21 protein-coding genes are annotated in these 20,975 nt (G+C 57.1%); 11 read left to right on the top strand and 10 right to left on the bottom strand.

The features are described 5' to 3' along the window. Positions 1 to 72: 72 nt before the first annotated feature. Both nirD and nirB read right to left on the bottom strand, forming a co-directional pair. Positions 73 to 399 carry a nitrite reductase small subunit NirD gene (gene nirD / locus AQ981_RS03415; protein ID WP_058910365.1) on the bottom strand — a complete coding sequence of 109 codons (327 nt, stop codon included), beginning with the start codon at positions 397 to 399 and terminating at the stop codon, positions 73 to 75. Further along, a complete protein-coding gene (gene nirB, locus AQ981_RS03410) occupies positions 396 to 2,939 on the bottom strand; it encodes a nitrite reductase large subunit NirB (protein ID WP_058910364.1) in 2,544 nt (847 codons plus the stop codon). The genes nirD and nirB overlap by 4 nt, the downstream gene beginning before the upstream one ends. Before the next feature lie 243 nt (positions 2,940 to 3,182). Between nirB and AQ981_RS03405 the strand changes: the two genes are divergently transcribed. Beyond that, positions 3,183 to 4,478, top strand: coding sequence for a cytosine deaminase (locus AQ981_RS03405; protein WP_058910363.1), 1,296 nt, complete (start codon positions 3,183 to 3,185; stop codon positions 4,476 to 4,478). Between the two features lie 19 nt (positions 4,479 to 4,497). On the opposite strand, the gene tsgA is transcribed toward AQ981_RS03405, so the two are convergent. Beyond that, positions 4,498 to 5,670, bottom strand: coding sequence for an MFS transporter TsgA (tsgA, locus tag AQ981_RS03400; protein ID WP_058910362.1), 1,173 nt, complete (start codon positions 5,668 to 5,670; stop codon positions 4,498 to 4,500). A gap of 280 nt (positions 5,671 to 5,950) precedes the next feature. Between tsgA and ppiA the strand changes: the two genes are divergently transcribed. The 3 genes from ppiA to AQ981_RS03390 all read left to right on the top strand — a co-directional run bounded on the left by ppiA (position 5,951) and on the right by AQ981_RS03390 (position 7,430). Beyond that, on the top strand, positions 5,951 to 6,523 hold the full coding sequence (ppiA, locus tag AQ981_RS03395; RefSeq protein ID WP_058910361.1) for a peptidylprolyl isomerase A: 573 nt from the start codon (positions 5,951 to 5,953) through the stop codon (positions 6,521 to 6,523). Positions 6,524 to 6,634: 111 nt separating this feature from the next. Beyond that, a complete protein-coding gene (locus tag AQ981_RS25670; RefSeq protein WP_071608794.1) occupies positions 6,635 to 6,802 on the top strand; it encodes a YhfG family protein in 168 nt (55 codons plus the stop codon). Continuing rightward, positions 6,792 to 7,430, top strand: coding sequence for a putative adenosine monophosphate-protein transferase Fic (locus tag AQ981_RS03390; RefSeq protein ID WP_058910360.1), 639 nt, complete (start codon positions 6,792 to 6,794; stop codon positions 7,428 to 7,430). The genes AQ981_RS25670 and AQ981_RS03390 overlap by 11 nt, the downstream gene beginning before the upstream one ends. Here the strand turns inward: AQ981_RS03390 and AQ981_RS03385 are convergent. After that, positions 7,422 to 8,285, bottom strand: a complete 864-nt coding sequence (locus AQ981_RS03385; RefSeq protein ID WP_058910359.1) for a LysR family transcriptional regulator — start codon at positions 8,283 to 8,285, stop codon at positions 7,422 to 7,424. The genes AQ981_RS03390 and AQ981_RS03385 overlap by 9 nt on opposite strands. Positions 8,286 to 8,415: 130 nt before the next feature. On the opposite strand from AQ981_RS03385, the gene AQ981_RS03380 reads away from it, so the two are divergent. The 4 genes from AQ981_RS03380 (at position 8,416) to argD (ending at position 11,744) form a co-directional block, all read left to right on the top strand. Continuing rightward, on the top strand, positions 8,416 to 9,591 hold the full coding sequence (locus tag AQ981_RS03380) for a YbfB/YjiJ family MFS transporter (protein WP_058910358.1): 1,176 nt from the start codon (positions 8,416 to 8,418) through the stop codon (positions 9,589 to 9,591). A 27-nt stretch (positions 9,592 to 9,618) separates the two neighbouring features. Continuing rightward, a complete protein-coding gene (locus tag AQ981_RS03375) occupies positions 9,619 to 9,825 on the top strand; it encodes a tautomerase family protein (protein WP_058910357.1) in 207 nt (68 codons plus the stop codon). 46 nt (positions 9,826 to 9,871) lie between these two features. After that, positions 9,872 to 10,435 carry an aminodeoxychorismate synthase component 2 gene (gene pabA, locus AQ981_RS03370; protein WP_058910750.1) on the top strand — a complete coding sequence of 188 codons (564 nt, stop codon included), beginning with the start codon at positions 9,872 to 9,874 and terminating at the stop codon, positions 10,433 to 10,435. Between the two features lie 88 nt (positions 10,436 to 10,523). After that, on the top strand, positions 10,524 to 11,744 hold the full coding sequence (argD, locus tag AQ981_RS03365) for a bifunctional acetylornithine/succinyldiaminopimelate transaminase (RefSeq protein ID WP_058910356.1): 1,221 nt from the start codon (positions 10,524 to 10,526) through the stop codon (positions 11,742 to 11,744). Here argD and AQ981_RS03360 read toward each other — a convergent pair. Together AQ981_RS03360 and crp are read right to left on the bottom strand one after the other, a co-directional pair. Then, a complete protein-coding gene (locus AQ981_RS03360; protein WP_058910355.1) occupies positions 11,741 to 13,840 on the bottom strand; it encodes a YccS/YhfK family putative transporter in 2,100 nt (699 codons plus the stop codon). The genes argD and AQ981_RS03360 overlap by 4 nt on opposite strands. Positions 13,841 to 13,906: 66 nt before the next feature. Beyond that, positions 13,907 to 14,539 (bottom strand): cAMP-activated global transcriptional regulator CRP, encoded by a 633-nt coding sequence (crp, locus tag AQ981_RS03355; protein WP_000242755.1) that lies wholly within the window; start codon positions 14,537 to 14,539, stop codon positions 13,907 to 13,909. A 309-nt stretch (positions 14,540 to 14,848) separates the two neighbouring features. Between crp and AQ981_RS03350 the strand changes: the two genes are divergently transcribed. After that, a complete protein-coding gene (locus tag AQ981_RS03350) occupies positions 14,849 to 15,253 on the top strand; it encodes an OsmC family protein (RefSeq protein WP_058910354.1) in 405 nt (134 codons plus the stop codon). Between the two features lie 165 nt (positions 15,254 to 15,418). On the opposite strand, the gene AQ981_RS03345 is transcribed toward AQ981_RS03350, so the two are convergent. From AQ981_RS03345 to AQ981_RS03330, 4 genes are all read right to left on the bottom strand, one after another. After that, positions 15,419 to 16,288: a phosphoribulokinase gene (locus AQ981_RS03345; protein WP_058910353.1), complete on the bottom strand. Its 870-nt coding sequence runs from the start codon at positions 16,286 to 16,288 to the stop codon at positions 15,419 to 15,421. 99 nt (positions 16,289 to 16,387) lie between these two features. Continuing rightward, positions 16,388 to 16,606 (bottom strand): YheU family protein, encoded by a 219-nt coding sequence (locus tag AQ981_RS03340; RefSeq protein ID WP_058910352.1) that lies wholly within the window; start codon positions 16,604 to 16,606, stop codon positions 16,388 to 16,390. Between the two features lies 1 nt (position 16,607). Then, positions 16,608 to 17,624: a hydrolase gene (locus AQ981_RS03335; protein ID WP_058910351.1), complete on the bottom strand. Its 1,017-nt coding sequence runs from the start codon at positions 17,622 to 17,624 to the stop codon at positions 16,608 to 16,610. Positions 17,625 to 17,691: 67 nt separating this feature from the next. Then, positions 17,692 to 18,411 carry an NUDIX hydrolase gene (locus AQ981_RS03330; RefSeq protein ID WP_058910350.1) on the bottom strand — a complete coding sequence of 240 codons (720 nt, stop codon included), beginning with the start codon at positions 18,409 to 18,411 and terminating at the stop codon, positions 17,692 to 17,694. 189 nt (positions 18,412 to 18,600) lie between these two features. Between AQ981_RS03330 and prs the strand changes: the two genes are divergently transcribed. Beyond that, positions 18,601 to 19,470, top strand: coding sequence for a ribose-phosphate diphosphokinase (prs, locus tag AQ981_RS03325; protein WP_058910749.1), 870 nt, complete (start codon positions 18,601 to 18,603; stop codon positions 19,468 to 19,470). Positions 19,471 to 19,472: 2 nt separating this feature from the next. Further along, positions 19,473 to 20,966 carry a nicotinate phosphoribosyltransferase gene (locus tag AQ981_RS03320; protein WP_058910349.1) on the top strand — a complete coding sequence of 498 codons (1,494 nt, stop codon included), beginning with the start codon at positions 19,473 to 19,475 and terminating at the stop codon, positions 20,964 to 20,966. The last annotated feature ends 9 nt before the right edge of the window (positions 20,967 to 20,975 follow it).

Genomic DNA, 20,975 nt, shown 5'->3' with positions numbered 1-20,975 from the left:
TTTCAGGGCTGCCTGGCGCCGTCACTGTGATTGACCGCAGACCCGCTCCGCATCCGGAAGCGGGCGAGAGCGTTAGCGTCTGACCTGGACCTGGCCGTCCTGAACCCGCGCTGCAAAGTGGGCGACGGAGCGGCTTTCATCTTCCATGCACACCCCGTCGCGCAACCGGAAGCGCTGTTTCTTCAGCGGGCTGGCGACCCATAGCTCGCCCTGGTGTTCGGCGATAAGTCCTCGGGAGAGTACGCTGGCGTCAAAAAACGGATCGATATTGCTGATGGCGTAGACGCGCTGGTCGTGCCAGGGACGGAAGACCGCCACCTGGTGTTCGTCTATCAGCGCGCAGACGCCGGTAGCAGGCACAATGTCGTCGATATGGCAAACGGTGATCCACTGGCTCATACGGTTTCCTCCACAAGCATTACCGGGATACGTTCATATGGGGTGGCCGGGCGATGCTGCTGGCGTTCCGCTACCACCTGAACATTGGGGTCGCGCAGCGGGCTGTTGATAAAGTGCCGGAAGCGGGTCTGAGCCTGCGGATTGTTGACCGTTGCGCTCCATTCGCAGATAACCGCGTCGCGCAGGCGCTTCATTTCGGCTTCCAGCTGCGAGTTGAGTCCCAGTTTGTCGTCAATGATAACGCTCTTCAGGTAGTCGATGCCCCCGTCGAGATTTTCCAGCCAGACAGAGGTGCGCTGCAGTTTGTCGCCGGTGCGGATATAGAACATCATGAAACGGTCGAGGTAGCGGACCAGGGTATCGCTGTCGAGGTCTGCCGCCAGCAGGTCGGCGTGGCGCGGCTTCATACCGCCGTTGCCGCACACGTACAGGTTCCAGCCTTTTTCGGTGGCGATGATGCCGACATCTTTCCCCTGGGCTTCGGCGCATTCGCGGGTGCAGCCGGAGACGCCAAATTTCATTTTGTGCGGTGTGCGAATGCCTTTATAGCGGTTTTCCAGCTCCACGCCGAAGCCGACGCTGTCGCCCACGCCGTAGCGGCACCAGGTACTGCCGACGCAGGTTTTCGCCATGCGCAGCGCCTTCGCGTAAGCGTGCCCGGTTTCGAAACCGGCGGCGATCAACTGGCGCCAGATTGCCGGCAGATCGTCTTTTTGCGCCCCAAACAGGCCGATACGCTGGGAGCCGGTGATTTTGGTATACAGATTAAATTCGCGGGCGATACGGCCCACGGCCATCAGCCCTTCCGGGGTGATCTCGCCGCCCGCAGAACGCGGGATCACCGAGTAGGTACCGTCTTTCTGAATATTGGCCAGGAAGTTGTCGTTGGTATCCTGCAGCGGCGTATGCTGAGGTTGTAGAACGTATTCATTCCAGCAGGAGGCCAGCAGCGAACCTACGGTCGGCTTACAGACTTCGCAGCCGTATCCTTTGCCGTATTTCGCCAGTAGTTCTTCAAAGGTTTTAATCCCTTCCACGCGAATCAGGTGATACAACTCCTGGCGGGAGAACGCAAAGTGTTCGCACAGGTTGTTGTCCACCTCGATACCCTGTTTGGCCAGTTCGGCATTCAGCACCTGGGTGACCAGCGGAATACAGCCGCCACAGCCGGTACCGGCTTTGGTTTCCGCTTTCAGCGCCGCGACGGTGTGGCAGCCTTGGTTGATGGCGGCAATCAGGTGGCCTTTGGTGACGTCAAAACAGGAGCAAATCTGGGCGCTGTCCGGCAGTTTATCCACTCCGATGGCCGGTTTACCGCCGCTGGCGTGGGCCGGCAGGATCAGCGAATCCGGGTTTTCCGGCAGTTCAATGGCGTTCAGCATCAGTTGCAGCAGGTTGCCGAAGTCGCTGGTATCGCCCACCAGTACCGCGCCGAGCAGCGTTTTATTATCGGCGCTGACGATCAGCCGTTTGTAGACTTCTTTGTTTTCATCGAGCCAGACGTAGCTGCGGCAGCCCGGCGCGCGGCCGTGCGCGTCGCCAATACCGCCGACATCCACCCCCAGCAGTTTGAGTTTGGCGCTCATATCGGCGCCCTGGAAGCGGTTCTCATTGCCCAGCAGGTGGTCTACTGTCACCTGCGCCATTTTGTAGCCCGGCGCCACCAGGCCGAAGGTACGGCTATTCCAGCTGGCGCATTCGCCGATGGCGTAGATATCCGGGTCGGAGGTCTGGCAGCAGTCGTTAATGACAATACCGCCGCGTTGAGCCACGGCCAGATCGCACTGGCGGGCCAGTTTATCCTGAGGGCGGATACCGGTAGAGAAGACGATAAAATCGATTTCCAGCTCGCTGCCGTCGGCAAAGCGCATGGTTTTACGCCCATCCGTGCCCTGCTGGACAATTTCCTGGGTGTTCTTACTGGTGTGTACTTTCACGCCCATCCGTTCAATTTTCCGGCGCAGCTGATCGCCGCCCATCTGATCGAGCTGTTCGGCCATCAGCATCGGCGCGAATTCGATAACGTGAGTTTCCACGCCGAGATTTTTCAGCGCCCCGGCCGCTTCGAGCCCCAGCAGGCCGCCGCCGACCACGGCGCCGCGCTTGCTGCGTCGGGCGCAGGCTTCAATGGCGTTGAGATCTTCAATTGTGCGGTAAACGAAGCAATCCTGAGTCTCGGCCCCTTTGATAGGCGGGATCCACGGGTACGACCCGGTGGCCATGATCAGTTTGTCATAGAACACGGTGCGTCCGGCGCTGGAATGGATCACTTTCTCCTGGCGATTGATGGTGATGGCGCGCTCCCCGATTAGCACGGTGACGCCGTGCTTCTGATAGTACCCTTCGCGTACCAGCGAAAGTTCTTCTGCGGTGTGGTGGGAAAAATAAGAGGAGAGATGAACCCGATCGTAGGCGATGCGCGGCTCTTCGCAGAAGACGGTGATATCGAACTGACCCGGTTCCGCTTTATCAATAAGCTCTTCGATAAAGCGGTGCCCGACCATGCCGTTACCAATAATAGCGAGTCTGGTTTTGCTCATTATTGCCTCAATTTCTGATCTTTTATCGCTTACCTTAACGATTCAGCAATGGCGATTATTGATGCAAATCAAATGCGGCTTTATATACCCCTTAAGTGGTATATCATTGATTTTGTGTGGTTTTTGTAAGTGATGGAAAACGATGGGGTTTCGCGAATCGGGGTGTTGACGACAAAAAACGCAGTATTGCGGCGCCAGCTATGCTATCACTCTGGGCAGGGAACCAATCATGAGGGTGTGGTGATGACGACAACGGCGCTGTGGCTGATTCAGAATGTGCGTTTACCAGGCAGAGAAGGGCTGTGGCAACTGGCTATCGATAAAGGGCGCTTCGGTGAGATTACGCCAATGGGGGAGATGCGCGCGGAGAGCTATGAAGTCCTGAATGCGCGCGGCGGGCTGGCGGTAGCGCCATTTGTCGAGCCTCACATCCATCTCGACACTACCCAGACCGCCGGTCAGCCGCACTGGAACCATTCCGGGACATTGTTTGAAGGGATTGAGCGCTGGGCGGAGCGTAAGGCGCTGCTGAGTCATGAGGATGTGAAAAACCGCGCCTGGCAGACCCTGAAATGGCAAATCGCCAATGGGATCCAGTATGTGCGCAGCCATGTCGATGTCTCTGACCCGACGCTCACGGCCCTGAAGGCGATGCTGGAAGTGAAACGCGAAGTGGCGCCGTGGATTGACCTCCAACTGGTGGCGTTCCCCCAGGAGGGCATTTTGTCGTATCCCAATGGCGAGGCCCTGCTGGAAGAAGCGCTGAAGCTGGGAGCGGATGTGGTGGGGGCGATACCGCATTTTGAGTTTACCCGCGAATACGGTGTTGAATCGCTTCACAAGGCTTTCACACTGGCTAAACGCTATGACCGTTCGCTGGATATTCACTGCGATGAGATCGATGACGAGCAATCGCGCTTTATCGAGACCGTTGCCGCGCTGGCGCACCGCGACGGCATTGGCGATCGGGTGACCGCCAGCCATACCACCGCGATGCACTCCTACAACGGCGCCTATACCTCGCGACTGTTCCGGTTATTGAAACTGTCCGGTATTCATTTTGTCGCGAATCCGCTGGTGAATATTCATCTGCAGGGGCGTTTTGACGATTACCCGAAGCGGCGCGGCGTTACCCGGGTGAAAGAGCTGCTGGAGGCGGGCATTAATGTCTGCTTCGGCCATGACGATGTCTTCGACCCCTGGTATCCCCTCGGTACCGCGAATATGTTGCAAGTGCTGCATATGGGGTTGCACGTATGCCAGATGATGGGCTATCCGCAGATTGATGACGGGTTAACGCTGATCTCGTCCAACAGCGCCCGCGCGCTGGGCGTGAAAGATTACGGCATCGCCACCGGCAATACGGCGAATCTGATTATTCTGCCGGCAGAGAACGGTTTTGAAGCGCTGCGCCGCCAGGTGCCGGTACGCTGGTCGATTCGCCAGGGGAGAGTGATCGCCACCACCCAACTGGCGCAAACCTGGGTGATGACCGATCGGGGCGGTGAGGAGATTGATTTTACGCGCTCCGCGCAGTAAATGCCGGGAGCGCGGCGGGTTATGGCGCGGCGTGCTGGCGATGTCGGGAGACAAAGCCCAGCGCCAGGCACATCACAACGACTACGCCGTACAGACCGTTGGCGGTAAATAATGCCGCCTGCGGACCGCTATGAGCGACGATAGGCCCGGTCACCACGAAAGTCAGCATGGTGCCGATAGTGCCGCAGGTCAGAACGAAATTGACCAGCTTCGGCGACGCGACGCGGGTTTGCTGGGAACCGAGGGTAATGATCGAGGTATAAATGGCGCTTGAGAAAAAGCCCAGCGCCAGTATAAACCACGCCATATGCCCGATATCGGCGTTGATAAAGCCGTACATCAGCACTGCCGCCATGGCGGCCAGCGCCGTCAGAATGCGCTGCAGATCGAAGTAGCGCAGGATAAAGCTGAAGGCCCACATCCCGAGCATGTAAGACATCCAGAAATCGCTGACCAGCTTACCGGCGTCATTGAGACTCATGCCGAGCCCTTTGGCGTATTCCGGTACCCAGGAGATAAAACCCAGTTGCCCGAGGATGTAGCACAGGGCGGCGATGGATAAAAACAGCACGCCAGGACCCCATTTTTCTTTGGCCGCCGGCTGATCGCTGGCATGGGCCTGTTTGCCCAGTACCGGGAAATCGCAGCCGATGGTCAGCAGGAAGATAGCGATATAGACCAGTCCGATACAGGCATATACCCAGTACCAGCTAATGCTGCGGGCCAGCAGGAAGGCGGCCACCATCGGGAAAATCATGCCGGCCATACTGAAAAACGAATCGGTAAACAGCAGGCGTGAGCCGCGCTGGCGACCGTGATACAGGTGAGTGACCAGAAATGTGCCGATCGACATGGTAATGCCGCTCACCAGCCCGAGAATGAACATCATCAGGGAAAACAGCGCCAGGCTGTGGCTGAACATCAGTCCGGCCACGGCGATAATCATCAGTATAAAGCCAAAGCGCAACTGGGTTTTCAGCGGCACAATTTCCATCAGCCAGGCGTTCAGGAAGATAGAGATCAGGATACCGGCGTTTAAAAAGGTGAAAGTGTTGCTCATGCTGGAGACGGGCAGATGAAAGTCGTCTGCGATGTTCCCCATCACCATCCCGGTGACAATCACTAGCGCGCCGGTGAGCGCGTAAGCGAAAAAACTGATCCATGTGAGCCTGATACGATTGCTGTTGGTCATAGCTGGCCTGTGAATAGAAAAGTAACGCGCACTGACTGCGCAGGAGGCGGCCAGATTGTAGAGATTAATGTGATCGAATTAAATATTTTATGAATTTATATATAAGAGTTGCTCATATTTTTATGATTATCATCACGCATGGATAATCTTACTGAGCCATTCCGCTGGCGGCAGGTAGTATTTTGGTTACGTAAATACAGGTAAAGGTGTGGCACGTTGCGCCATCGCTCTTTAGAATCATGGCTCTTGCCTTAATGATAGCTTTATAAAGGAAATCCCCATGTTCAAATCGACTCTGGCGGCTGTAGTAGCTGTACTTGCTTGTTCCGCAATGTCTCCGGCTGCGCTGGCCGCAAATGGCGATCCGCGCGTTCTGTTGACGACCTCTGCAGGAAACATTGAACTGGAACTGGACAGCCAGAAGGCGCCGGTGACAGTGAAAAACTTCGTCGATTATGTGAACAACGGTTTCTATAACAACACCACCTTTCACCGGGTGATTCCGGGCTTTATGATTCAGGGCGGCGGTTTTACCGCGGATATGAATCAGAAGGTAACCAATGCGCCAATCAAGAATGAAGCGGATAATGGTTTGCTCAACAAGCGCGGCACCATCTCTATGGCGCGCACCGCGGACAAAGACAGCGCTACCAGCCAGTTTTTTATCAATATTGCCGATAATGCCTTCCTCGACCATGGCCAGCGTGATTTCGGCTATGCGGTGTTCGGTAAAGTGGTGAAAGGGCTGGATGTGGCGGATAAGATAGCCCAGGTGCCGACCCATGATGTCGGCCCGTATCAGAATGTACCGTCTAAACCCGTGGTTATCCTCTCCGCAAAAGTTCTCCCCTGATTGATCGCGCGGGTGCTCCTGGCTGCCCGCTCCTGCCAGGCCTCTTTCCGGCGCATCCGGCGATTGCTGCTTATACTTGTGGCAATACTGTCCGGTACTGAAGGAGGCTGAATGAACGCGCTGACAGACAGACAAAAACAGCATTTCTGGGAATCCTGCCGCAGTCGCAACTACCAGGCCAGCCAGCGTCTGGAAGGTATTGATGCGCCACCGATCGCGCTTTCCGGCGAACAGGCCGTAGCCCGTATTGCCGAACTGAGGAGGCACTATGAGCGATAAATTCGGCGCCGGGCGCGATCCCTACTACTGGTCCGGTATTCAGGTACTGCGTAACCGCCTGAATATCCGCGAAGCGCACCGCCTCGCCGCCGCGGAGGCTGAACTTAGCGCCCTGCGCGCCGCGACGCTGCCTTTGGGGCCGCAGGCGCGCGGCCTGCCGTATCTGTGCGAAATCCATCATCAACTCTTTCAGGATCTTTACGATTGGGCCGGGAAGCTGCGTGAGGTGGATATTTACCGCGGCGATACACGTTTTTGCCATTTCGAATATATCGAAAAAGAGGGCAATGCCCTGATGCGCGCCCTTGAAGAGGAGGGGTATCTGGTCGGTCTGGCGCACCAGATATTTGTCGAACGGCTGGCTCACTATTATTGTGAGATCAATGTGTTGCACCCATTCCGCATCGGCTCCGGTCGCGCCCAGCGCGTCTTTTTTGAACAACTGGCGGTTCATGCCGGATACAGTATTGACTGGCGGGATATTGATGTGGATGGTTGGCGGGCGGCCAACCAGCAGGGGGCGATGGGCGATCTGCAACCGCTGATCGCTATTTTCAGCCGCGCGGTGAGCGTCGTACCGGAAGGCGCCCGGACAGACGCCGCCGGAGCTGATAGCCATTCAGGATGAGTCGGGGCGCAGGCACGCCTGCAACGCCAGAATATTTGCCTGGCCCATGCCGTTGCGCCAGATAATCTCAGTGGTGACGTCGCCGGTTGTCGGCGGCAGCGCATGTACCGATAACGTGCGCTTATCCGGGAACAGCGCCAGTACCGCCGCCGGGACAATCCCCACCCCCATGCCGGCGGCCACACCGCCCATAATCGCATGGTAAGAGGCCAGATCGACAATGTTTCCCGGTTCCAGATGACCGGACTGAAACCAGCCGATAAACCGTGTCCGGTAGGAACAGCCTTCCCGAAAAGTCAGCAGCGTCTTGCCGGCGATATCGTGAGGATCGCGCACCGGTGGATGAGCGGCAGGCGCAATCAGCACCAGTTGCTCCTCAAACGCTACCGCTCGTCCGGTTATCTCGTCGCTGCCGATATCCGCGGCGAAAATAGCGTCCAGTTGATTATCCAGTAGTTGTTCATAAAGCCAGCGGCTGGTGCCGGTGGTCAATTCCAGGGCGAGGCCTGGATAACGCTGGTGAAGTCTGGCCAGCGGCTCGGGCAGCCTGACGGCGGCGGTACTTTCCATGGCGCCGATGCGCAGCTTCCCGGCGGGCTCCGCGCTGGTGACCTGCTGTTCGGCTTCGCGCATCATTTCCAGAATGCGCCGGGCGTGTTGATACATCAGGCGTCCTTTGGGCGTCACCACCAGACGCCGCTTTTCACGCAGGAAAAGCGCGACGCCGAGCGTCGCTTCCAGTTGCAACAATCGGGTAGTGACGCCGGAAGGCACCCGGTTAAGCGTCCGGGCTGCGCCGGTAATGCTGCCGTTATCAACCACGGCGATAAGCATTCTGAGATCTGCAATATCCATTTTCACTATTCCAGAACAACCTGGTTATTTTTATTCATTTTACCTGAATATGGTTTTTACTTACATTGGCTGATGAATGACCCCCTGAAAAGCGGAGAAGCGGGTGTTGAGATCAAAAAACGCTGTAACTATGTCCGTCCCGGCATCCGGCTATGGCAATGGCATCATTTCCACCCTCGGAGGGCTGTGCGGGCTGGCGGTTGTGATGGGGATTGGCCGCTTTGCTTATACCGCGCTGCTGCCGGATATGATGGCGGACTGGGGATTTGGCGAAGACATTGCCGGCGCCATCGCTGCCTGGAATTACGCCGGGTATCTGGCTGGCGTACTCGCTGTGCGCAGGGCAAAGCCGGGGTTGAGCCGCTACCTTGGGTTTGTGCTGCTGTCAGGGGTGAGTCTGGCGACCACGGCGGCCATGGGACTGGCATCGACACCGCTATGGTGGTGTGCGCTGCGCTTTGCCGGGGGATTCGCCTCCGGCGCCTGCTTTGTACTCTGTTCTTCCATTGTGCTCGATACTCTGGCCGCACTCCGTCGTCCGGCGCTGGCCGGCGTTTTATACAGCGGCGTGGGGGTGGGGATCGCGCTGGGAGGCGCCGCCGCGGGTTTACTGCCCCAGGCCGGCGGCCCGGAGGCGATATGGCTCGCTCTGGCGGCGTTTTGCCTGCCGCTGACGCTTTTTGCCGCTGTCGCGTTACATCCGGGACGTAACCTGGCGCCGGAGGTTCGCCTGGCCGCGGAACCCGGCGTGACGCAGGGCGCCGATCGCCCGCAGCGCCGCTACCGTATATTGCTGGTCAGCTATTTCCTTGAAGGTTTCGGCTATATCATTGGCGCGACCTTCCTGGTATCGCTGATCCAGACTACCACGCAGTCGCCGGAAACCGCCCGGCTGGCTTGGGTGGTGACCGGCTGCGCCGCCGCGCTCAGTACGCCGCTGTGGCGCTATGCGGCCGGTAAGGGATACGCGCGAATGTTGATACTGGCGTTCGTGCTCCAGGGGCTTGGCGCGCTGCTACCGGTGTTGTCCGACTCAATGGTTGCCGCTTTGAGCGCAGGCCTGCTGCTCGGGGGAACCTTTATGGGTATCACCGTGCTGTCGCTGCAATATGGAGTAACGCTAAGCGGCCGCCCCAGCGCCCAAACGGTCGCCACCATGACGGCCCTGTATGGCGTCGGGCAAATTATTGGTCCGCTGGTCGCCGGGAGTCTCGCCGACGGGCAGGGATTTTCTATGGCGTTTGCGCTGGCTGCGCTCAGCCTTTTCATTGCGGCAGCCCTGTTGTTGCGCTTACGTAAATCTTAACCCACTGTTAATTATCAGGATAACACTATGCCATACGTTAATATTAAAGTGACTGGCGGCACAGAAGCGCCGACGGCAGAACAAAAAAGTGAGCTCATCAGGGGGGTAACCGAACTGTTGGCCCGGGTGCTGAATAAAAATCCAGCCACCACTGTGGTGGTTATTGACGAGGTTGAAATGGATAACTGGGGTATCGGCGGCGATTCGGTTACCGTGATCCGCAGCAGAAAATGATACCCTTGGGCGCTGGCGATCGCTCAACAGGGTGTGGATGAAAGAAATGGTATTGCTGATTGACAACTATGACTCCTTTACCTGGAATCTGTACCAGTACTTTTGCGAACTGGGCGCCGGGGTTGTGGTAAAACGCAATGATGAGCTGACGCTGAGCGACATTGAAGCGCTGGCGCCGCGGAAAATCGTTATCTCTCCTGGCCCCTGTACGCCGAATGAGGCCGGAATATCTCTGCAGACGATCCGCCGCTTTGCCGGGCAACTGCCGCTGTTAGGCGTTTGTCTTGGGCACCAGGCGATAGCCCAGGCGTTTGGCGCGCGTATCGTACGGGCAGAGAAGGTGATGCATGGTAAAACGTCGGCTATTCGCCATACCGGGGTGGGGGTGTTCAGCGGTCTGAATAACCCGCTGACGGTCACCCGCTATCATTCGCTGGTTATCGATCCGCAAACCTTGCCGGATGCGTTTGAGGTAACGGCGTGGAGCGATAGCCGTGAAATCATGGGCATTCGCCACCGGCGCTGGGATCTGGAAGGGGTGCAGTTCCACCCGGAAAGTATTCTCAGCGAACAGGGGCACGCGCTGCTGAATAATTTTCTACGGCGCTGATTTGCTATTGCCATGCTGTGATTTTTTATGCATATTTTGTGATTATATTTTCACTGAATGCGTTGGCGCAGTAAGGGATGGGATATAAATGGCAAGTGAACAATCAGCAATTACCCGGGATACCTTTGATGAGGTCATTCTGCCGATTTATGCACCGGCGGAATTTATCCCGGTAAAAGGCAAGGGCAGTCGGGTGTGGGATCAGCAGGGCAAAGAGTATGTCGATTTTGCCGGCGGTATCGCGGTAACGGCGCTGGGGCACTGCCATCCGGCGCTGGTCGGGGCGCTGAAAACCCAGGGGGAAACCCTGTGGCACACCAGTAATGTGTTCACCAATGAACCGGCTCTGCGGTTGGCGCGCAAAATTATTGATGCCACCTTTGCCGAACGTGTGGTGTTCATGAACTCCGGTACCGAGGCAAACGAAACAGCGTTCAAACTGGCGCGCCATTACGCGGTGACCCGCCACAGCCCGTATAAAACCAAGATCATTGCTTTCCATAATGCGTTTCACGGCCGCTCGCTGTTTACCGTTTCGGTCGGCGGGCAGCCGAAGTACTCCGATGGTTTCGGTCCCAAGCCGGCCGACATTGTCCATGTTCCCTTTAACGATCTCCACGCTGTCAAAGCGGTGATCGACGACCATACCTGTGCGGTGGTGGTGGAGCCGATTCAGGGGGAAGGCGGCGTCACGGCGGCTACGCCGGAATTTCTCACCGGGCTGCGCGAGCTGTGCGATCGGCACCAGGCGCTACTGGTATTTGATGAAGTGCAGTGTGGTATGGGGCGTATCGGCAAGCTCTTCTCTTATATGCACTATGGCGTCACGCCGGACATCCTCACCAGCGCCAAGGCGTTGGGCGGCGGTTTCCCGATAAGCGCGATGTTGACCACTGCGCAAGTCGCCGCGGCGTTTCACGCCGGTTCCCACGGTTCTACCTACGGCGGCAACCCGTTGGCCTGCGCGGTGGCTGGCGCGGCATTCGATATCATCAATACTCCGCAGGTACTGAGCGGCGTACAGGCGAAGCGGGAATTGTTTGTTGAACATTTGCGTCAGATTGATCGGCAGCTTGATCTGTTCAGCGATATCCGCGGGATGGGGCTGCTGATTGGCGCCGAATTAAAACCGCAGTATCGCGGTCGGGCCAGCGGTTTGCTGCACGCGGCGGCGGCGGAAGGGGTGATGGTATTGAACGCCGGACCGGACGTCATGCGCTTTGCTCCGTCGCTGGTGGTCGAAGAGGCTGATATTCACGCCGGGATGGAGCGTTTTGCCCGGGCGGCGGCGCGGGTGGTTAAAGGTTAATCCCGTGATTCTGACGTTCGCCGCCGCAGGCGGCGGTTGAGCCAGGAACCATGGTGGGGGCGCTGGCGCCAGGCGACCGACGAGATGGTGTGCATGGTGTTCAGGTGGCCGAGAATACGCCGCAGGTGTTGTTCCATGGTGCTCAGAGGCCCTGAGGGCGGTTGCTCTTCGGCTTCGAGAATATTGGCGTCGTGGGTCTCCCCCGGCCCATCGTACTCCAGTCGCTGCTGGCAGCGCTGGAGGGCGATTTCGCAGGATTGTAAGTATCGCTGCGCCAGGTCTGGCGTCAGCATCTCATGCTCCCTGGCCAGGGTTGTCATCGCGTTGATATGCTCGACGATAAACTGGCTATGGGTCACCCAGAGTTTCATGTCCGCCAGATAGTGGTTGTTAAAGCCCGGCTCCTGCATTGCCTGGTTAAGTGAGTTATACAGCGCATTATGGGCCTGATTGACGCGCATTCGTTGGTAAGCCAGCGGTTCGGGCTGTGGATCGTTGCTCAGTATCAGGCGGATCGCATCCTGATCGGTTTCCAGCGCGTCGTGGGCGTTCTGGCGCAGCAGCCCGCTCTGCCACTGGGGCCACAGCCAGACGGTGCCGCCGAAGGCGATTAGACAGCCAATCAGAGTATCCATCAGCCGGGGCAACAGTAGCTCTTCACCGTTCAGAGACAACAGTTGCAGGGTATAAACCGCTGTCACCGTAAAGCCAATCGTCGCCCAACCGTAGTTCTTGCGAATAATCAAATAGCTTACCAGGGTAATCAACAGCATCGCGCTCAGGGTGTAGCTCTGTGGAACGTGGAAGTGGAGCGTGGCGCCGGCGATCAGCAGGCCCGCCATGGTGCCGCCCGCCCGGTGCAGAATACGTACCCGGGTGGCGCTATAGCCATTCTGAGTGACAAACATGACGGTCATCAGGATCCAGTACGGCTTCGGCAGTTGTAGCGCCGCCCCCAGCAGGCTGGCGGTGGCCAGCATCAGGCCGGTGCGGGAGGCGTTGCGCAGCGCGGCGGACTTCAGCGACAGATAACTGCGCAGCGCCGGAATCAGCGGCAGACGACGCTCGCGATCGGCCATCAGATCGCGGCGGTACAGCGGGCGCTGGGTGCGTAAAACCCGGGCAATACGGCTGAAGTGGTAATGGCAGAACTGCCCCACCGGATTATCCGGATGCTGACGGGCGATCTTTTCGAGGGCGCCGATCGGTTTGTCCATGGTAAAACGGCGCGGATAGCGATGATAGAGAATGTCGTCCGCCAGTACCCGCAGGCGAGCGGAAATGGTCTGCGCGTTCCAGCGAATCACCGCTTCGGCGTGGCTTTGCTCCACCAGTTTCTGAACCTCCTCCGGCTGGTGGAGGCTAACGGAAATATGTTCCTGGAGATCCAGCGCCACCTGAAAAGCGCGCAGCAGCCGCTGATAACCCTGTTGCCTGGAGGTGGACAGCATATGCAGTTGTTGGTAGCAGACGCTGATCATGTCCACCACTTTCTGCTGACGGGTTAGCAGCGGCGGCAGCGCGCTTTCCGGGTCAGTATGTTGAGTGAGCAGGCTGTATTTAGCTTCGCAGTAGTCCGCCAGTTGTCGGTACAGCAGGCTCAGGGATTCGCGCAACGGCTGCTCTTTCCACAGCCAGAACCAGAACCAGTTGAACAGCCCGTACCAGAGGGTGCCGCAGATATACAGTAGCATCGGCTGTTGCGGTGGCATATTGCCGGCGAGGCTGAGCGTAAAAATCGCCGCAATCAACGCCGCCGGCAGCAGGCGGGCGTGCAGGGCGCTGATTTCCGCCGTCACGCCGAGTAACAGCGCCATACCAAACATCATCAATGGTAATGGCACACTGTGCTCTAATAGCGACTGGACGCAGAAGCTGCTGAAGGCGAACAGCGCGCCACCAACGATCAGGCGTTTGAAAAAACGTTTATGGGGGGTATCAAGACCGGCGATATTGCAACAGGCGGGGACCAGAGAGAATAATAACCCCTGCTGGAGGTGGCCCAGCAGCATACCGACAGCGACAGGCAGGCAAAGTACCAGCGTTTGCCGCAGTGCGTAGTTAACCTCCGGGTGGTAAATCAGTCGGCGCCACATAATCTCTGACATCAGAGACAAAAACGGCGCGCTACCCGAAAGGCAACACGCCGTATTGCAACGGAATTAACGGGTTCCGTAGACGACGATGGTTTTACCGTGGGCGGAGATCAGGTTTTGATCTTCCAGCATTTTCAGAATACGGCCAACGGTTTCACGGGAGCAACCAACGATCTGGCCGATCTCCTGACGGGTGATTTTGATTTGCATACCGTCCGGGTGTGTCATGGCGTCTGGCTGTTTTGCCAGGTTCAGCAGCGTTTGCGCGATACGGCCGGTCACATCAAGGAATGCCAGGTTGCCGACTTTCTCGGACGTGACCTGCAGACGACGCGCCATCTGCGCAGAGAGGCGCATCAGAATATCCGGGTTAACCTGAATTAGCTGACGGAATTTTTTGTATGAGATTTCAGCGACTTCACAGGCCGTTTTAGCGCGCACCCAGGCGCTGCGTTCCTGGCCTTCTTCAAACAGGCCCAGTTCACCGATGAAATCCCCCTGGTTAAGGTAAGAAAGGATCATCTCTTTTCCTTCCTCGTCCTTGATCAGGACGGCAACGGAGCCTTTTACGATGTAATACAACGTTTCCGCTTTCTCACCCTGGTGAATGAGCGTGCTCTTCGATGGATACTTATGAATGTGGCAATGGGACAAGAACCATTCGAGAGTCGGGTCTGTTTGCGGTTTGCCAAGCACCATGCGCTATTATCCTCTGTTGTAAACGGACGCCAAAGAGAGGGCGCGTTTTCCCGTCTCTGGGGTTGCAATCGTGAAAAATTTCCCCACCCTGGGGTATGACTATCAGCACATCTGTAGCCTTAAATTGTGATGTCCCGCTGATACATGCATGATGTGAATGTATCTTTGCTGCATCAGGTTTGTTTTAGCATAGCTTTGCGCCCATGTCTCCTGGTGTCTCGTTTCAGTTTGATTCAAGTCTCCTTCTGTTGCGACTTTTGTTTCCGCAGCTTACTCTGGGGAAAAATATTCGCATAAGGAGCGTACAACATGCAGGCGAGAGTGAAATGGGTGGAAGGGCTGACATTCCTTGGTGAATCAGCTTCCGGGCACCAGATCCTGATGGATGGCAACTCCGGAGATAAAGCGCCAAGCCCGATGGAAATGGTGCTGATGGCCGCCGGGGGCTGTAGCGCCATTGATGTGGTGTCGATACTGCAAAAAGGGCGCTATGACGTGAAAGATTGCGAGGTCAAACTGACCTCGGAGCGCCGCGAAGAAGCGCCGCGTTTGTTTACCCATATTAATCTGCACTTTGTGGTTTCCGGTAAGGCGCTGAAAGATAATGCCGTCGCCAGGGCTGTAGACCTGTCTGCCGAGAAGTATTGTTCTGTGGCGCTAATGTTGGGCAAATCGGTAAACATTACCCATTCTTATGAAGTTATTGAGCTATAGGGCTGAAAGGCGACGTGATTTGCCGTCAAAGTTGTTGCCGGAGTCCTGAAAACCTCTGGTTTCAGGGCCCTGGCGTTAAGCGGTGAAAAGTAGGATTAGCTACCCGCCGCTTTTGCGCCAGCTCCGCGGCAGGAACTGAGTATTATCAGGTTCAGGCCGCCCTGATTAGCCAATCGCGCGGCCTTCCATCAGGTGCTGCACCAGCGGCGTCATGATCAGCTCCATCGCCAGCCCCATTTTCCCGCCCGGTACCACCAGAGTATTCATGTGAGAAATGAATGATCCCTGGAGCATCGCCAGCAGCCAGGGGTAGTCGATATTTTCCAGATTGCGGAAGTGGATCACCACAAAGCTTTCGTCGAGAGAGGGGATGCCTTTGGCGGCGAAAGGGTTGGAGGTATCCACAGTGGGAACGCGCTGGAAGTTGATATGGGTGCGCGAGAATTGCGGCGTGAGGTAGGTGATATAGTCCTCCATGGAGCGCACAACCGAGTCCATCACCGCTTCCCGGGAGTGGCCGCGCTCGCTGGTGTCGCGGATCATCTTCTGGATCCACTCCAGGTTGACGATCGGCACCACCCCGACCAGCAGATCCACATGCTGCGCCACATTATGCTGTTTGGTTACCACTCCGCCGTGCAGTCCTTCGTAAAACAGGACGTCGGTGGGTTCCGGCAGCGACTGCCAGGGGGTAAAGGTGCCCGGTACCTGATTCCAGGGCACCGCTTCATCATAAGTATGGAGGTATTTGCGCGATTTGCCGGTGCCGCTGTGGCCATATTCGGCAAAGGTCTGCTCCAGCAGGCCAAAGTCGTTGGCGTCCGGCCCAAAGTAGCTGATGTGGCGCCCCAGATCCCGGGCTTTGCGAATCGCCATGTCCATCTCCGGACGGGTATAGCGATGGAAGCTGTCCCCTTCCACTTCGGCGGCGTGGAGATTCAGTTGTGCGAAAATTTTGCGGAACGCCAGGCTGGTGGTGGTGGTCCCCGCTCCGCTGGAGCCGGTGACGGCGATAACCGGATGTTTGGCAGACATAAGATGACAACTCCTGGGTTAGCAAATGGCAACTTACTGAATAGCGCGTGGTTTTTTGATCGTATTCAGCAGTATAGTCGGTGATTCATTCCCAAAACCTCAGCCGCGAAACGAGGTACGCGGCATGATATTGACTGTTTCATGCAATTCAGACCACACCAGCACCGCGTCTCCGCTCTGTAACTGGCGCTTTACGTCTTCTACCTTCTGTTCCAGGCTGCGCTCCTGTTCGCCATAATCGGTGCCTTCGCGTAATACAAAGGATTCGATCAGATTATCAAGAGTCTCCGGGGCGATGTCCTGCCAGGGAATAATCATGTTATTTCTCCAGCCGGGCCGTCAGCCAGTCCGGTATGCGCTGTTCCAGCCACATTTGCGGATGGCGCCAGCTACCGCCGACAAAACCGACGTGGCCGCCATGCTCTGTTAACTGGTATTCAATGTTATCCGGCAGATGCTGCGGATCGGGAATCACATTATGATCCATGAAAGGATCGTCTTTGGCGTGGATGATCAGCATCGGTTTCGCCACGCCCGGCAGTACCGGCAGGGCGCTGCAGCGCCGATAGTAGTCCAGGGCGTCGGCAAAACCGTGGATTCTGGCGGTGATCAGGTCATCGAACTCACGAATGCGGCGTACTTTTCTCAGTTGCGCCAGCCCGATGGGCAGCGAACCCGGGTAGGCCTGCAGCTTCCGGGTGGCGTTCCCCTTCAGCAGGTTGAGCAGATAGTGCTGATAGAAACGTGAAAAGCCTTTGTCCATATGGTAGCTACAGGCTTCAAGCATCAGCGGCGCAGAGACCACTACCCCGGCCGCCAGCGAACATTGTTCTCCCTGAGCGGCCATCAGGCAGGCCAGCATATTGCCGCCCAGCGAAAAGCCGACTGCCGCGGTGGGAGCTGCGCCATAACGTTGCGTCATCCATGTCAGGAAGTAGCTGGCGTCCTCTGTTTCCCCCGAGTGATAGATACGGTATTTACGATTGGGAATACCGCTACAACCGCGAAAGTGCATCACCACTCCCAGCCAGCCGCGCTGGCGGGCCGCCTCTATCAGACCGTGGGCGTATGGGCTGAGCAGACTGCCTTCCAGGCCATGAAACACGACCAGCCGCGGTTTATGGCGCGCCAGCGCAGGATCTTCACTCCAGGCCAGATCGACGAAATCACCGTCGGGCATGTCCAGTCGCTGCCAGTGCGGAGTGAATTTCAGCCGACGGCGAATGATCCGCGGCAGCATGGTCTGCAGATGCGGATTGCGGGCGCCGGGCAGGGGGATGAAATCGGCGCTGCTGCCGTTACCGGCGCTGTATTCAGAGGAGATGATATCGGACATGGTCAGTGTTATTTAATTTGCATGCTAATGATTATACCGGTTTTGACCGGCTCCTGGCGGCGAAGTACTAATCCGCCAGCAAATTGCGTGAAAACAGGTGGATATCGACATTCGGTTTACGCCGCCACAGACGCGCCTTGCGCGCCCCGGTCGCCACGCTTTCCCCGGTTTCTTCAAACATTCCCGAGGCTTCGAAACGGCGGATCAGGCTTTTACGCTGGATTGACTGACCGAGAATAATCTCGGTGGCCTCCTGAAGCTGCGACTGGGTAAACGTTTCCGGCAGGCAATAGGCCGGGAGCAGGGAATACATGGTCTTCTGGCGCAGACGGTGTAGCGCGGCCTGAATAATCGCGCCGTGGTCAAAGGCCAGTTCGATCTTTTCCAGCTCGCTGACGGCTATCCACCGGGCATCGCTGACGCTGGCGATATGCGGCGCACAGTCCGCCCAGGCGATGAGCGCATACCAGGCAACGGTCAGACTCCAGCCGCGCGGATCGCGCTGCGGACCGGAGAACGTATCCAGTTGCTCAAGCCAGGACGGGGAGACGCCGGTCTTTTCCGTCAGTTTGCGCAGCGCCGTGGCGCGGGTGGAGGTGTCCCGGGCAATATCTATGAATCCCCCAGGCAGCCCCCAACGCCCCTGTTGGGGCTGGCTGGCCCGCTTAACCATCAGTACGCACAGCGCGCCCTGGTGCAGGGTGAACAGCACGCTATCCACGGTAACCAACGGGGCGGGAAAACGGCTGGCGTCGTAGTTTTTCAGGTACTCCGCTTCGGAAATCATGGCTTACTCACGGCTGATACAGGCTACCTGAGTGTACCAGCCTGGTAAAAAGCAACAAGCGGTTAACTATTTTTCCCCGATTATCAAAGCGATAACATCAAATATTGTCTCATAGACAATTTTATGTTTGCCAAATTATGTCTCATGGACAATATTAATTATGTCTAAGGGACATAAATGGGGCGAGTGATGAACGGAAAACTGGAACTATATCTGGATGAGCAGGCGATAAATATTGAACATGGAATATTTCCGGATGGCGCTGTGTGGCTGCGGGTGGCGCAGGCGCTGCCATTGCGCGCACGACTGATGCGGGTTCGGGCGACGGCGCTGCGCGATATGAATGACTTTATGCTGCTGGCGCAACTGGTGGAGGCGGTCAGCCACGGCTGTGATGTGGGCGTCCGCCATCTGGAACTCCCCTGGCTGCCCTACGCCCGTCAGGATAGACATATGTGCCCGGGCGACAGCTTTGCGCTACGGGTTTTTGCTCAGCACCTGAACATGCTGAATTTTCATCGCGTTATAGTACTGGATCCACATAGTGAAGCCGCGGCGGCGGCGATTGACAGACTGGTGGCGATTCCTCAGCAGCAATGTTTGTTGCAGCACCCGGGACTGCGGGCCGCGTTGGGCAAAGGGCGGTTGCTGCCGGTGGCGCCGGACGCCGGCGCGCTGAAGAAAATCCACGATGTGGCCCGGGAGAGCGGGGCCGCGGAGTACGCCATCATGACCAAGCAGCGTGATATCGCGACCGGTAATCTGAGCGGATTCAGGCTACTGGCGGGAGAGGTGGCCGGACGCGATGTGTTGATTGTCGATGATCTGTGCGACGGCGGCGGTACATTTATCGGCTCAGCCCGGGTGCTGCGCGACGCCGGCGCTCATAGCGTCAGCCTTTATGTGACGCACGGGCTGTTCTCAAAAGGTGTGGATCATTTGCTGACTCAGGGTATCGACACTATCTACACCACCACGTCGCTGAGCGCTGCAGCGCCGCGCCATCCGCAGGTAGAACTGATTGGTATTGATGCGATTTATCGCGCACAAGGGAGATAAAAATGAAAATGAATCCTGTTCTGGCGATTGACGGCTATAAAGTCTCCCACCGCGAGCAGTACCCGCAAGGGACTACCCGAATCTATTCCAATCTGACACCGCGCAGCGACCGCTATTTTTCCTCACCGGTGGCGGATGGAAAACTGGTTTTCTTTGGTTTACAGGGCGTACTGCGCTGGCTGCTGGTGGATCTGTTTCATGAGGGGTTTTTCGCCCGCCCACAAGAAGAGGTGGCGGGTGAGTACCAGCGGTTGATGGACGGTTATCTCGGCCGCGGCACGGTAACGGTGGACCATATTCGCGCGCTGCACCGCCTCGGGTATTTGCCGTTGCATATCAAAGCGCTGGATGAGGGAAGTAAAGTGCCGATGCAAATACCGGTACTGACCATCACTAATACCCGCGATGAATTTTTTTGGTTGGTTAACTATCTGGAGTCGGTTCTGTGCGCGGAGCTGTGGAAAGCCTCTACCAATGCCACTATTGCCCATCACTACCGGCGAATATGCGAGCGCTGGGCAGACATAACCTGTAACGATATGACGCATCTGGATTTTCAGTGCCATGACTTTTCGTTCCGCGGTATGTCCGGACTCCACGATGCGGCGCAGGCTGGCTGCGGCCATTTGCTGAGTTTCAAAGGGACTGACAGCATTCCATCACTGCTGTACGCCCGGAATTACTACACTCAGCAGGGTGATGAAACTTTTATTGGCGCCAGTATTCCGGCCACTGAGCATAGTGTGATGTGTATGGGGCAGCAGGAAACCGAGATCGAGACTTTTCGGCGCCTGATCGCGGAGGTTCATCCGCGTGGGTTTGTGTCGATTGTCTCGGATACCTGGGATTACTGGCAGGTACTGACCCGCTATACCCGCGAGCTGAAAGCCGCCATTCTCGGGCGCGAGGGGCGAGTGGTCTTTCGCCCGGACAGCGGCGATCCGGCGGATATTCTCTGCGGTACCGCGGCGGCGGACGATACCCGGCCGCAGCGCAGCGCGCAGGAGAAAGGTTCCGTCGAGGTGCTGTGGGAAATTTTTGGCGGTACAGTGAATGAGAAAGGCTATAAAGTTCTCGACCCGCATGTCGGGCTGATCTACGGCGACTCAATTACCCTGGAGCGCGCTGATGAGATTTTGCGTCGCCTGGCGGCAAAGGGATTCGCCAGTTCGAATGTGGTATTTGGCGTCGGCTCTTTTACCTACCAGTATCACACCCGCGATACCTTCGGATTTGCCATGAAGGCCACCTGGGGCGTGGTTAACGACGCAGAGCGGGTTATCTATAAAGCGCCGAAAACGGATAATGGGTTAAAGCGTTCGGCGCGGGGATTGCTACGGGTGGCGCGTAACGCCCGGGGGGAGTTGCAACTGTTTGATCAGCAAACACCGCGCCAGGAGCAGCAGGGGGAACTGAAGACCCGTTTTCTGGACGGTAAGCTATATGGCGTCGATTCGCTGGAGACGATTCGCCAGCGTCTGGCAAATCAGGCGTGAAACAACCGG

It is taken from the genome of Entomohabitans teleogrylli, assembly GCF_001484765.1.
Classification (GTDB): domain Bacteria; phylum Pseudomonadota; class Gammaproteobacteria; order Enterobacterales; family Enterobacteriaceae; genus Entomohabitans; species Entomohabitans teleogrylli.
Note: the sequence above shows the minus strand (reverse complement) of the source record. Positions and strands in the feature narration are given on the sequence as shown.